This is a genomic window from Corallococcus llansteffanensis (genome assembly GCF_003612055.1).
Lineage (GTDB): Bacteria > Myxococcota > Myxococcia > Myxococcales > Myxococcaceae > Corallococcus > Corallococcus llansteffanensis.
This window is the reverse complement of record NZ_RAWB01000281.1, coordinates 1-12,981: the sequence shown is the minus strand read 5'-3', so window position 1 is coordinate 12,981 and position 12,981 is coordinate 1. Positions and strand designations below refer to the sequence as shown.

Sequence of the window (12,981 nt, the reverse complement as noted above, 5' to 3'; positions counted from 1 at the left end):
CTCCGGCAACATGAACCTGACGCTGGTGCCGCAGGATCAGCGCATGTCCCAGGCGGAGTTCGCGCAGGTCATCCGCAAGGAGCTGAACAGCTACCCGGGCCTGCGCGCGGTGGTGCAGGACCTGTCGCAGGCGGGCTTCACCGCGCAGCGCGGCTTCCCGGTGGAGTTCAGCGTGCGTGGGTCGGACTGGGACAAGCTGGTGGAGGCGAGCCAGTCGCTGAAGGATCAGCTCCAGGCCTCCGGCAAGGTGGTGGACCTGGACACGGACTACCAGCTGGGCCAGCCGGAGCTGCGCATCACCCCGGACCGGGCGCGCGCGGCGGACGTGGGCGTGCCCATCCAGGCGGTGGCCTCCACGGTCAACGCGCTGGTGGGCGGCGTGCGCGTGGGCAAGTACAGCAGCGGCGGGCGGCGCATCGACGTGCGGATGCGGCTGCTGGCGGATCAGCGGTCGCGGCCGGAGGACCTGTCGCTGTTGAAGGTCCGCACGGCGAACAACACGCTGGTGCCGCTGTCGTCGCTGGTGACGCAGCAGGAGCTGCCCGCGTTGCAGGCCATCACCCGGCGCGACCGGGAGCGGGCCATCAGCCTGTTCGCCAACGTGGCGCCGGGCTCCAACCAGGAGGAGGCGCTGGCCACGGTGGAGCAGCTGGGCAAGAACCTGCCCGGGGGCATCCGCGTGGTGGCGGGCGGCGCGAGCGTGGCGTTCCGCGACTCGCAGAGCAGCCTCATCTTCGCGCTCTTCATGGGCATCGCCGTCGCGTACATGGTGCTGGGCGCGCAGTTCAATTCGTTCCTGCACCCGGTGACGGTGCTGACCATCCTGCCGCTGTCCGTCGCGGGCGCATCGTTCGCGCTGCTGGCCACGGGCAACACGCTGAACATCTTCAGCATGATCGGCCTGCTGCTCTTGATGGGCATCGTGAAGAAGAACTCCATCATCCTGGTGGACTACGCGCTCCAGCAGCGCGAGCTGGGGCTGGACGCGATGCAGGCCATGCTGCGCGCGGGCCCGGTGCGCCTGCGGCCCATCCTGATGACGTCCACGGCGACGATGATGTCGGCGGTGCCCGCGGCGCTCGCCCTGGGCGCCGGCAGCGAGACGCGCGCGCCCATGTCCATCGCGGTGCTGGGCGGCCTGTCGGTGTCCACGGTGCTCAGCCTGCTCGTCGTGCCCGCCTTCTACGTCGTGGCGGACCGGCTCAAGACGCGGCTGGGCAACCGGCTGCGCAGGGGCAAGGGCGGCGACGAGACGCCCCAGGCGCATGACGCGTCCCGGCCGGTGACGGAGGGGTAGGGTGGGCCGCGATTCCTTCGCGGCCGCGTCAGGCTCCCATGAAAGCCGCGTCCTTCGGCGCCAACCGGAGGACGCGCGATGGGAGACCCAAGAAATCCACAGCGGGCCAATGAGCCCTGGAACGCAGCGCGCCTCCGCCTCGCGGAAGCGGAGCTGCGCATCCTGGCGCCGCTCGTCACGCTGTCTGGCGGTTGGGCCTGGCACTTCATGGCTCCGCCGCATGAGGAGCTGAAGATCGACCACGACCATAAGGACGTGGACCTCTTCGTCACTCCCGAGCGCTTCGCGGATCTGGTCCAACTGCTCGGTGTCCGGGGCTTCGCGCGCATCTGGACCCGCTTCGATGCGACGTCCACGAATTTCTACCGGTACGCGAAATACCTCGAGGGGGCGAAGGTCATCCTGGACGTGTTCGTCCGGCACGTGCCTTCCGTGCAGGTGGAGGATGTCCGCGTGGTGGAGCCGGCCACGCTGCTGACGTTCTATGGCGACATCCACAGCACGGACGACTGCGTGTCCGTCCTCGCGGCGCGCAAGCTGCTCGCACAGGGCATCAGTCCCATCGGGCGCCGGGAGCTCATCACCCGGCCCCGGTGAGAGGCGTCCCGGCTGCATGAAGCGCAGTGATGCAGTTTTGAGCGGAAGGGCAATCCCCCTGGAGAGTGAGCTTGCCGGGACCCATTTCTGGCTCCCGGCCGACTCACCTTTTTGGGGGATTGCGATCTGGCGCCACGGAGTGCGTGAATCCCAGTCGTGATGTCAACGCCCGTCGGTGGTGGCATTCAGGGGGTCCGCGAGCATGGGGTTCCGGTTTCGTCGAAGCGTGAAGCTCATGCCAGGTGTGCGCCTCAACGTGGGCCTCCGGCAATCGTCGCTGAGCGTGGGGGTGAAGGGCGCCAGACTCAACCTCTCATCCAAGGGCATGCGTACATCGGGAAGCTCCCGCGCTCGAAATACGACGGGGCGGTCCGTTCGCCAGATTGAGGCGCAGCAGCGGAGGGCAGAACGCGAGATGCTTCGAGCTCATGCCGAGCACCATGCCCTCAAGGAAGAGCAGGACAATGTCGCCCTCGTGAATTGTTGGCGCGAGATGCCGACCATCCCCGCTGACGCCGAATACAGTGCAGCGCTCAGTGAGAGACCCTTCGAAGGGCCCGCTCCATTGCCGCCAGACGAGGCTCACGAGCGCCAACAGTTGCGCATCGAGACGGATTCATCTGTTCGACGAGAGCGCAGCAAAGGGGCGGGGGTGCGGTGGCTCATCGTCGGGGTGATTTTCTACTTTGTCTTCAGGACTGTGGACAACCACTCCCGCAACCTGTTCGGGGAAGCATCCAGCTTCATAGGGATGCTCGCCGGGGTAGGCATCGTCGTCATCCTGACGTCCACATGGATGCGGGAGACGAAGCGAATCATTGCCCAGCGTTGCGAAGAGCGGTGGCCCGACCACTGGCGGACCGTGCAGTGGGCGTACAACACTGCTTGCAAAGAGTATGCGGCATGGCCCGAACGAGAACGGATGCGGGTCGAGAGCCTGAGACGCGTCGTCAATGGCGACGTGGACGCCATCGAGGAGGCTGTTTCTACCTGCCTTGAAAGCCTCGACTCCCCGTTCGAAACGCAGGCCCGTGTAGAGATTGTGGACCGCGGTCAAGCCTATGTCCTGCTGGACCTTCCGGAGATAGAGGACGTCATTCCGGAAGTGAAGTCGCGAGCGCTCGCGAACGGTTCCTTGAAAGAAGTGCGTCGGACCAAGCACGAGCGCAATACCGACTATGTGAACCTCGTCAGTGGCCTTGCCCTTCAGCTCGCGCGCTCAGGTTTCTCGGCGGGCCCCACCCTTCAATCCATTCATATCGCCGCGTACACACAGCGGCGCCAGAAGGGAACGGGGACCCTGCGGGACGAGTACGTCTACGAGGTCGCCTTTGAGCGAAATGCCGCTGCTCGCTGGAGTGAGGCGACGGTGGATCCAATCGAGGTCTTCAATGCCGCGAAGTGTCGATACGATCTGCGCGACAACCTCGAATTAAAGGCGATCACCCCTCCCGACTGGGTGAATGAAATGTCCAGGCAGGCCGATGGTACGGGGTGACGCGAAGCTTTGTGGGCTTCAGTCCCAGTGCTCCAGCTCAATCCCCGTGGGCAGGGCCCACGGGTGGCTCCTGACTTCGTAGATGGAGATTCGAGGGGCCGGGAACGTCGGGTCCGCGAAGGCCCCGACGGCCACCGCGATGACGTCGGGCTGTTTCGCGAGCTCCCAGTAGACCGTGGAGCCGCACACCGGGCAGAAGTGCAGGGTGCAGGGGTCGCCGCTCTCGTCCCCGCGGCGCACGAACTCGGTGGAGCGCCCTTCGATGGCGGTGACGGCTTCGCGTTTGAACCGCGCCTGCACCCCGTACACGCTGCCGGTCCGCTGCTGACACGCGAGGCAGTGACACATCGACACCCGGATGGGCTCTCCCGTGCACTCCAGGTGGAGCTGACCGCAAGCGCATGAGGCACGACGTGGGGACATGGACTTCCTCCGTGGGTATCAGTCCGGCGCGAGCCCCAGCGCGTGCACCGCCCATCCGGCGGCCGCGCCTCCGAGCACCAGCCAGGTCGAGTTCAGCTTGAAGCGTACCAGCAGCACGGCCGCGACGAGCCCCAGCACCACCGTGGGCACGTCGACGAGCGCCGCGCGCCCGAGCTGCGCGGTCACCACGGCCATCAGCGCGAGCGACGCCACGTTGACCCCGTCCAGGAACGCGGCGGCTCCAGGCGAGGCCCGCAGCCGCGGCACGAACGGGCCGCTGAGCGCGACGAAGATGAACGCGGGGAGGAAGATGCCCACCGTCGCGACCAGCGCTCCTCCGGGGCCGGACAGCACGTAGCCGATGAACGTCGCCGTCGTGAACACCGGCCCCGGCGTCACCTGGCCCACCGCGATGGCGTCGATGAGCTGCGCCTCCGTCAGCCAGCCCAGGCGCTGCACCAGGTCCGCGCGCAGGAACGCGAGCAGCACGTAGCCGCTGCCGAACAGCACCGAGCCCGTCTTGAAGAACACCCAGAAGAGTGACGGCAGCGTCACGGCCTGCGCGCCCATCGCCGCCGGCAGCAGCGGAAGGAACGCCCCGAGCGAGCCGTCAGTCTTCTTCCGGAAGAAGACCCCACGCCCCAGGGCGACGCAGAGCGCCCCCGCGCCGAAGAGCACGGCGAGCTCGTTCACGCCCAGGGCCGCCAGGACCGCGGCCAGCCCCCCGAGCACGCGGAGGAAGGGCGTCCTCGCGGCCTTGGGCGCGAGCCCCCAGAGTGCTTGCACCACGACGCCCAGGATGACCGGCTTCACGCCGTACAGGAGCCAGCCCGCGGCCGGCACGGTGCCGTACTTCACGTAGGCCCAGCCGAGCGCGGCGGTGAGGACCATGGCCGGTACGATGAAGGCGACGCCCGCGACGAGGAGACCCGCCCAGCGTCTGCGCTCCCAGCCGATGTGGATGGCCAGCTCCGTGGAGTTCGGCCCGGGGATGAGGTTCGTCGCGCCGAGCAGGTCGAGGAAGCGCTCCTCGGAGAGCCACTGGCGGCGCTGGACGACCTCGTCCCGCATCATCGCGATGTGCGCGGCGGGGCCTCCGAAGGCGGTCGCGCCCAGCCGGAAGAATAGCAGCGCCAGCTCACGCAGGGATGTCCGCTCGGGGCCGCTCATGGGGGATGACCGGCCCGGAAGATAGGGCAGTCGGGACCGTTCGCAATCGTGGGAAGTTCGGGGCGTATCCAGAAGCTTGCTGCCGCCGCCGTGCCGAGGAACCGCATGCCCGTGAGTCGATGGACGCTGCCCTCCGTGACCTTCCGCTGGATGCTGCTCGTGCTCCTGGCCTGGGGGCCCGTGGCCTCCGCCGCGACCGACAAGGTGGATGCGTACCTGCGCGCGGAGATGGCGCGCAATCACATCCCCGCCGCGGCCGTCGCCGTGATCCGCGACGGCAAGGTCCTCAAGCTCCAGGCCTACGGCACCGCGAACCTGGAAGCGAACGTGCCGGCGACGACCCGCTCCACGTTCCAGATCGCCTCCGGCACCAAGATGTTCACCGCGGTGCTGCTGATGGACCTGGTGGGGCAGGGAAAGCTCCGCCTCGATGATCCGATCTCCCAGTACATCGACGGCACTCCGCCCGCGTGGAAGGGGATCACCGTGCGCCACCTGGCGAGCCACACGTCCGGATTGAAGCCGGGCCCGCCGGACGCCGACATGCCCGGTGTCGCGGCGGCGGTGGAGGCGGCGAAGAAGGTCCCCCTCGCCTCGGCCCCGGGAGAGAAGGCGGCCTATGGGTCGGATGACTTCACCCTCCTCACCTCCATCCTGGAGAAGGTCAGCGGCACGCCGTACCCGCAGCTGCTGCGCGACCGCATCACCACGCCGCTCGGCATGTCCCACACGGGCTTCGACAACGCGGCCCACGACGCGGAGCACATCGTCCTCACCAGCGACGTGGTGCCGGGGCGCGTGGCGACCTACCAGTGGAAGACCGACCACCAGCAGCAGTACTGGTTCGTGTACCCGCATTACACCCGGGCCGCGGGCGGCCTGTTCTCCAGCGTGACGGACATGTCGAAGTTCGTGAGCGCGCTCATGGGCGACACGCTGCTGAACGCCGAGCTGCGCAAGGCCTTGTGGACGCCGGCCACGCTCAACGATGGCACTCCCGGAGGCTTCGCCGTCGGCTGGACCGTGGGCCGCTACCGGGGCCGCGCCGAGGTCGGCCACAGCGGCGGGCCGGCCCTGTCGGACACCGTCTACTTCCCGGAAGAGAAGCTGGCCGTCATCGTGCTGACGAACCAGCGGAAGCTGACTCCGACGCTCGCGCACGGCGTGGCGAACTTCTACCTGACGCCTCCCGCGTTCCTGAACGATCCCGGCATCCCCGACGCGCTCCCCGCGCGGACCACGGCCCTGAAGCAGGTCGTGACTTCGCTGGCGGAAGGCCGGGCCGACGCGAGCCCCTTCACCGGCGCCTTGAAGCAAGATGTTGGGGAGCTGAACGAGTGGATGTCGCTCCAGCTCGGGGGCCTGCCGCCCCTGAGCCGCCTGGTCCTGCTGAGTGAGTCGCCGGACCACGGGACGCGGACCTACCGCGCTGTGCATGGCCGGGACCAGACGAAGCAATGGCTTGTCACCTTCGATGCGGCCGGACTGATTTCGGAGGTGGACGTCAAGGAGGAGTGAGGACGCCCCTCCCTCCGGGGCAGGATCCGCCGGGCGGCCCGGACGATGCCGGTGCCCCTCGCCGTGCGCAGCCTCTTCCGGAACACGGCCCCTTCGGGCCCACGAACCTCCGGAGTCGCTCCATGGCCTCATCCCATGAACCCTCGCAGGACACCCACGCCATTCCCGTGAAGGAGCGCGCCGAGTCGCTGGAGCTCCAGCCCTTCCTGGACGAGATCCAGGGCGACGCGGTCATGCACAGCCAGGGCCTGGAAGCCCGGCAGGCCGCGAGCGCGGTGTTCTGCTCGCTTGCCCGGCGGATCTCGGACGGCGAGGACGTGAAACTCTTCCGCTCGCTGAAGGGCGGCATCGGCGACATCCTCGGCGCCTGTTCGGTGCACCGGGGCCCCTCGCGGGCGAAGCGCATCGGTCGCGACGAGTTCATCTCCGACGTGGCGGACCACCTGGGCATCAAGGTGGACCAGGCCTTCCGGGTGGTCACCGCCGTCTTCACGGCCGTGAGAGATCGCATCCCGGAGAACGAGGTGGCCGCGGTGGCGTCGCAGCTTCCCGCCGACCTCGCGGACCTCTTCCGCCGGCCCGTGTGACGCGCGGACCGGCGGGCACGGCGCTCAGTTGCCGAGCGCCGTGCGGATGAGCGGCTTGAGGTCCCGCTCCAGATCCACCGAGAACGCCACCACGCCTCCCGAGACGTCCGCGCCCGACAGCTGCATGCCCAGGATGGCGTAGTAGCCCGCGTCGCGCTCCATCCACGGCGTCCAGCCGAAGGCCCCCGGAGAGCTGATGCTGGAGCAGCCCGTGGCGGGCGTCGTGCACTCCAGCCACGCCGTCAGGCCGTAGCGGTACGGGTAGCCCAGGTCCGCCATTGGCGAGTTGCCCACGATGACGGACGGATAGGGCTCACGGGTCTGCGCGACGAAGAGCCCCAGCGTTCCCTTCTCCAGGCCCGCGTAGCGGCCCCGGTGGTAGACGAGCGCGAGCAGCTTCGCGTACTCGTTCATGGAGGCGCGCAGCCCTCCGGCGACGAGCGGGTTGGTGGTGCCCAGGATCTGCGTCGGCGCCGTGTAGTACGTCACGTCCGCCGGCAGGCCGAGCGGCGTCGCCAGCGTCTGCGCGAAGAGCGTGTTCCAGGTGCGGCCGGTGACCACCTCCGCCATGCGGGCCGCCACTTGCAGGTGCACGCTTCCGTAGTCGAAGCGCGTGCCGGGGGGAGCCCTCACCGGGATGGTGGCGATCTGCGCGACACACTCCGCCAGGGTGAAGGTGACGCGCGACGTGCAGGGGTTGGACGGCTCCAGGCCCGACGTGAACGACAGCAGGTGGCGCAGGGTGATGTTGGCCTTGTCCCCCGTCCACCCGAGCACCTGGCCGGTGGTGGAGTCCAGCGTCAGCAGGCCCTGGCGGATGACGTCGAAGAGGACCACGCCCGACACCATCTTCGAGGACGAGGCCACCGCCACGCGTTGGTCGGGCGTGAAGTCGCCCACCATCTGCTCGTACACCTTGCGGTCCAGCGAGTCGTAGACGGCGATGCCCATGCTCGTCACCCCCGCCTGGGCGGCCCGGGCCGTCACCATGGCGCTGACCGGAGCCCACGGTGAGCCCGCGTCCGGCAGCAAGGCGCTCGCCTCCGTGAGCACCGCGGCCCCTGCTTCTTCTGGCGCCGGCACGCTGGCGCCCCCACAGGCCCACAAGATGAAGCACAGACCTACACTCCCGATGCGCAACCCAGCCGTCATGACTACCTCCGACCCCTTCAACCCGGAGGCTTCGAATCGGTTGCGGAGCTTTCGCGGCATCCGCTGACGTGTCCGTTGGACGGGCTGACGTGTCACGGGGCCCGGTTCGCGGTCCCTTCGGTGCACCGCGGCCTGCTGCAGGCGCTGCAAACCCTGGCACGCGAATTGAGTAACGCGGGTCTGCCACTCCCTTTCTTCCAGGAGCCAGACCCCATGACGCATCTTGCCTTCATCCTTCTCTTCACGGCGGCGACAGCGCAGACCGCGCCTTCGCTCGGAACGGACAAGGAGCGGGACAGCTATGCGCTGGGCCAGGACGTCGCGGAGTCGCTCAAGCAGACCGAGGCGGACCTGGACGTCCCCGCGCTGGTGCAGGGCCTCCGGGACCACCTGGAGGGAAAGCCCTCCCTCCTGAGCGGCGCGGAGCTCATCAAGGCTCGGACCCGCGCCCAGGGGTCGATGCTCCAGAACCGCGAGAAGAAGCGCGCGGCGGACGCGGCGAAGTTCGGCAAGGCGGGCCAGGACTTCCTCGCGAAGAACAAGTTCGAGAAGGGCGTGGTCACCACCGCGAGCGGGCTCCAGTACCAGGTGCTGACCGCCACGACGGGCCCGCGCCCCGGCCCCGCGAACCGCGTGGTGTTCGACTACAAGGCCACGGTGGTGGGCGGCACGGGCGTGGAGTTCGACAGCTCCGCGTCGCGCGGGAAGCCCGCCGTCGTGGGCGTCAGTGATGGCATCAAGGGCTGGACGGAGGCGTTCCAGCTCATGACGCTGGGTAGCACGTACCGCTTCGCCGTGCCCCCGCAGCTCGCCTATGGCGCCCAGGGGCTGCCCGGCAAGGTCCCGGCGAATGCGACGGTGGTCTACGAGATCACGCTGCGCGAGGTCGCGAAGTGAGCTCCCTTTCAAGGACACAGGCGGGACTGGCCACCGCGCTGCTGTTGCTGGGCTCGACGGCCGCGGCGCAGGGCGCGCTCGATTGCCAGACGTTCCAGGAGCGCGTGCCCGCCTCGGGGTTGATGGCGAATCCGAAGGCGGTGGCGACCGTTCCGCTCGACAAGCAGCGCCTGGGCTACGTCCGGGTGGGCGGCGGGTGCGAGGTGTCCCGCTTCGGCTTCGAATCGCTGCACGCGGCGGTGATGGTTCAGAACGCACCGGACGGTGAGTTCGGCTGGCGGTGCAAGGGCGCGGATCCCGCGTTCGTCTCCAACCCGGCGTGGGCGAAGGCGTCCGTCACCTACTGCAAGGCCACCGACGCGGGCGGGGCCCCGCTGCCCCTGCAATGCACGACGCTCACGAAGAAGACGGGCCTGCTGCGCAACCCGACCGTCGAGGTCACGCTCACGCCGAACCTCGTCACCGACGGCTACGTCGTCGTCTCCGGCGGCTGTGACACCTCGCACTTCGGCAACGGCTCCGTGCACGCGGAGAACGTGGTGGTCTCCCGGCCCACGCCAGGGGGCCAGGGCTGGTACTGCCAGGCGGCGGATCCTCCGAACCACGCGCAGGACGCGTCGGTGGAAGCGTCGCTCGTCGCCTGCCGGGTGCCGCCCACGACCGTCACCCCGAAGCCGAGCCTCCAGTGCACCCTCACCCAGGGCACCCCGGGCTCAGGCGCCTACCCGAAGTCCATCGCGAAGGGGCCGGGGAGGGCGCTGGGCGGTGGCTGCGAGCTGTCCTATGCCGGCAACGGCTCCATCCATGCCGAGTTCATGGTGCAGCAGGGCCCCCAGCCCGCGGACGGTTCGTGGGCCTGTCTGGCCGCGGATCCGCCGCTCATCTCCAACCCCGGCACCGCGAAGGCCAGCGTGGTGAGCTGCAACATCACCACCGCCGTCGTGCCGCCGCCGGTCACCGCGCCGACGACCCGGAAGAACCCGGTCATCGTCGTGGGAGGCACCCTGGCGGATGAGTTCCTGTACTTGCTCCTGGAGGCCCGGCTCCGGGCGGACGGCTACCAGGTCGAGTTCTTCAAGCTGCCCGGCAACGGACTGATCGACATCCGCGAGGGCGCGCTGGCGCTCAAGTACCGGGTGGCGGACGTGCTGCTCAAGACGGGGGCGGAGAAGGTCAACCTGATCGGACACAGCCAGGGAGGCATCACGGCCCGGACCTATGTCCACGACCATGGCCACAAGCTGGTGGAGCACCTCATCAGCCTGGGCACGCCCCACAAGGGCACCCACGTGGACCCCCTGCTGGCCGTGCTGCTGGTCGGGTGCGTGGGGCAGCCCACGGACTCGCCCATCTGCCACCAACTGCGCGCGGGCCCCTTCCTGGAGGAGATCAACCAGCGGGCCCCGGACGACGCCATCGCCTACACGAACCTCAACAACCTGAAGCAGTTCGACGTGTTCACGGACGGGCTCACCAACGGGCGCATGGACAACTGCGATCGCACGAACGCGAAGGGGCAGGCGCTGAAGTGCAACGTGGTGGTGCAGGAGCAGTGCCCGCTCATCTTCGTGGAGCACATCGGGCTGGCGTCCCATGGCGCCGTCTACAGCGGCATCCGCCAGGCGCTGCTTCACGAACCCATCGCCCTCAACTGCCTGGAACTGTGAGAGGACCTCCCCATGCGTGACACGAAATGGCTCCCCCTGCTGCTCCTGGCGCTGACGACAATCCCTGTCATCGCGTCCGCCGCCACTCCCACCTACCAGCCGCAGGTCATCGAGGGCTGGACGGTGAACGTCGACACCCGCCTGCCCGCCGCGAACAAGGCCGCGACGGACAGGGCCGTCGTGCTCCTGACGGCGCAGTTGAAGGAGCTCGTCCGGGTCGTCCCGGCGGGGCCTGTCGCCCAGCTCCGCAAGGTGAAGCTGTGGCTCTCGCCGCAGTATCCCAACACGCCGGCCAGGGCCGAGTACCACCCCAATCCCATCTGGCTGAGCCAGAACGGGCGCAACCCGGCGATGGCCCTGGGCATCGAGATCACGAACGTCCTCGTCTACGAGGCCGAATCGCAGCGGATGCCGCTGTTCGTGCTGCACGAGCTGGCCCACGCCTATGCGGACCAGGTGCTCGCGGGCTCGGCCGCGGAGATCAAGGCCGCCTTCGACCGGGCCGTCGCGAGCAAGGCCTACGACTCCGTGCAGCGCTTCAATGGCCCCGGGTTCCCCATGTCCACCGAGCGCGCCTACGCCATGGTCAGCGCGGGGGAGTACTTCGCGGAGACGACCGAGGCGTTCTTCGGCCGCAATGACTTCCAGCCCTTCACCCGCGACGAGCTCACCCGGATGGATCCGACCATGGAGGCGCTGCTCCAGAAGGTGTGGCAGGTGCCGCAGACGCAGCCGGTGCCTCCGCCGCCCGTGACCTCCGCCTTCAAGGTCCAGTGCCACTACCGGCTGACGACGCTGTGGCAGGGCGAGGGCCTGTCGCTGGACATCGTCAACGACGGCACCAACACCACGCCGCTGCTCGCGAAGACGGCCATGGTGTCGGGGCAGTTGTGGAAGCTGACGCCCGAGGCCAGCGGCGCCTGGCGACTGACGACCCAGTGGCGGGGGACGGGCCTGTCGCTGGCGAACACCGCCGGCAACCGGCCGCTGCTCGTCGCCACGGCCGCGGCCCCGGAGCAGCTGTGGAAGGTGACGCCCGTGGGCAATGGCGCGTATTGGCTGACGAACCAGGCACAGGCGGCAGCCCTGTCGCTGGACATCGTCAATGACGGCAGGAACACCACGCCCATCCTCGCGAAGACGGGCAACTTCTCCGGGCAGATGTGGAAGGTGTCCCCCGTGAGCCCCTGTCCCTGAAGCGCCGTTCCCATCGCCGGTCCGTGCGTGACACGGACCGGCGGGCCCTTCGGACCGCTTCGGCTAGTACTTGAAGCCGAGCTGAAGCGTGATGCCGGGGTACTGATCCACGGCGCCACCGGCGACGTAGGGGTCGCCGGGCTCCGGGTTGAACTTGAAGAAGTAGCGGCGCAGGTCCGCCTTGAGCCGCACGTCCGCGAAGCTGTTGAGCCGGTACGCGAGGGTGGCGCTGCCGGTGACGGCGCCCATCGACGCGTTGGGGAACCAGGTGTCCGAGGACAGCTCGCCCGCGCTCAGCGGGTGCAGGTAGCCCAGGCGGAAGTTGAAGTCGAACTTCTCCGTGAGCGCCGCCCGCAGCCCCAGCGTCAGGCCCGCGGTCTTGTACTCCACGTTGGGCAGGTCCAACGGCCGCTCTTCGTTGACCGGATCCACGCGGAAGGTGTTCATCCCGTAGGTGCCGGTGACCTCGAAGCCGTAGCGCTCCGCCTGCCCGAAGGGCATCACGTAGCGCAGGCCCGCCTGCCACTCGCGCGCGACGGTCGGATAGGACACGGCCCCCGAGCTGCCGGTGGACTTCAAGCCGAACGACTGATCAATCGCGCCGGTGAGCCCCAGCCGCGCCAGCGCGCCCTGACTGAGGCGCGCGAGCGGGTAGACGGTCAGGTCCGCGGCCACCTGCGGCGCGCCCGGCAGCGCGAAGCCGCCCACGTCCAGGCCCAGGGTGTAGGGCCGCAGCACGCCGAACACGTCGTCCTTGTAGCGCAGCGACCTGCCGAAGAGCCTCAGGCCCACCGCGCCCTCCACGAGCGGCGCGCGACCGACGCGGGCCTGCGTGGAGACGCCTTCGTCCGGGGCCTTGTCCTGTGGCTTCTCCACGGGCTTCGCGGCCACGGGCTTGCGCACGGGGGCCTTGTCCTCCGCCGGAGGCGGCTTCGGCGGCGGCGTCTCGGCGGGCTTCTCCACGATGGGCGTCGGGGG

General features: G+C 68.9%; 11 protein-coding genes and 1 pseudogene. 8 read left to right on the top strand and 4 right to left on the bottom strand.

Going from position 1 to position 12,981, the window contains the following annotated elements; translation table 11 throughout:
* The 3 genes from D7V93_RS24535 to D7V93_RS24525 all read left to right on the top strand — a co-directional run.
* A partial coding sequence (locus tag D7V93_RS24535) for an efflux RND transporter permease subunit (protein WP_147451304.1) occupies positions 1 to 1,297 on the top strand: 1,297 nt, incomplete at its 5' end.
* 78 nt (positions 1,298 to 1,375) lie between these two features.
* Positions 1,376 to 1,894, top strand: coding sequence for a hypothetical protein (locus tag D7V93_RS24530; RefSeq protein WP_120645715.1), 519 nt, complete (start codon positions 1,376 to 1,378; stop codon positions 1,892 to 1,894).
* Positions 1,895 to 2,096: 202 nt separating this feature from the next.
* On the top strand, positions 2,097 to 3,392 hold the full coding sequence (locus D7V93_RS24525) for a DUF4236 domain-containing protein (RefSeq protein WP_120645716.1): 1,296 nt from the start codon (positions 2,097 to 2,099) through the stop codon (positions 3,390 to 3,392).
* Between the two features lie 18 nt (positions 3,393 to 3,410).
* Here the strand turns inward: D7V93_RS24525 and D7V93_RS24520 are convergent, their stop codons facing one another.
* A complete protein-coding gene (locus D7V93_RS24520) occupies positions 3,411 to 3,815 on the bottom strand; it encodes a GFA family protein (protein ID WP_120645714.1) in 405 nt (134 codons plus the stop codon).
* Positions 3,816 to 3,833: 18 nt separating this feature from the next.
* Positions 3,834 to 4,985, bottom strand: a complete 1,152-nt coding sequence (gene chrA, locus D7V93_RS24515; protein WP_120645713.1) for a chromate efflux transporter — start codon at positions 4,983 to 4,985, stop codon at positions 3,834 to 3,836.
* A 111-nt stretch (positions 4,986 to 5,096) separates the two neighbouring features.
* Between chrA and D7V93_RS24510 the strand changes: the two genes are divergently transcribed.
* Together D7V93_RS24510 and D7V93_RS24505 are read left to right on the top strand one after the other, a co-directional pair.
* Positions 5,097 to 6,503, top strand: coding sequence for a serine hydrolase domain-containing protein (locus tag D7V93_RS24510; RefSeq protein ID WP_158623843.1), 1,407 nt, complete (start codon positions 5,097 to 5,099; stop codon positions 6,501 to 6,503).
* A 122-nt stretch (positions 6,504 to 6,625) separates the two neighbouring features.
* Positions 6,626 to 7,090 (top strand): DUF2267 domain-containing protein, encoded by a 465-nt coding sequence (locus D7V93_RS24505; RefSeq protein ID WP_120645711.1) that lies wholly within the window; start codon positions 6,626 to 6,628, stop codon positions 7,088 to 7,090.
* A 24-nt stretch (positions 7,091 to 7,114) separates the two neighbouring features.
* Here the strand turns inward: D7V93_RS24505 and D7V93_RS24500 are convergent, their stop codons facing one another.
* Positions 7,115 to 8,242 (bottom strand): serine hydrolase domain-containing protein, encoded by a 1,128-nt coding sequence (locus D7V93_RS24500; RefSeq protein ID WP_120645710.1) that lies wholly within the window; start codon positions 8,240 to 8,242, stop codon positions 7,115 to 7,117.
* A gap of 213 nt (positions 8,243 to 8,455) precedes the next feature.
* On the opposite strand from D7V93_RS24500, the gene D7V93_RS24495 reads away from it, so the two are divergent.
* Genes D7V93_RS24495 through D7V93_RS24485 form a run of 3 tightly spaced genes read left to right on the top strand, consistent with a single transcriptional unit; the run spans position 8,456 to position 12,003 of the window.
* Positions 8,456 to 9,139, top strand: coding sequence for an FKBP-type peptidyl-prolyl cis-trans isomerase N-terminal domain-containing protein (locus tag D7V93_RS24495; protein ID WP_120645709.1), 684 nt, complete (start codon positions 8,456 to 8,458; stop codon positions 9,137 to 9,139).
* A complete protein-coding gene (locus tag D7V93_RS47430) occupies positions 9,136 to 10,806 on the top strand; it encodes an alpha/beta fold hydrolase (RefSeq protein WP_147451303.1) in 1,671 nt (556 codons plus the stop codon). Before D7V93_RS24495 ends, D7V93_RS47430 begins: the two co-directional genes overlap by 4 nt.
* 12 nt (positions 10,807 to 10,818) lie before the next feature.
* Entirely contained in the window at positions 10,819 to 12,003 is a 1,185-nt protein-coding gene (locus D7V93_RS24485; RefSeq protein ID WP_120645707.1) for an RICIN domain-containing protein, read from the top strand.
* A 63-nt stretch (positions 12,004 to 12,066) separates the two neighbouring features.
* On the opposite strand, the pseudogene D7V93_RS45155 reads toward D7V93_RS24485, so the two are convergent.
* Positions 12,067 to 12,981: pseudogene (locus D7V93_RS45155) on the bottom strand (hypothetical protein); the annotation flags it as partial.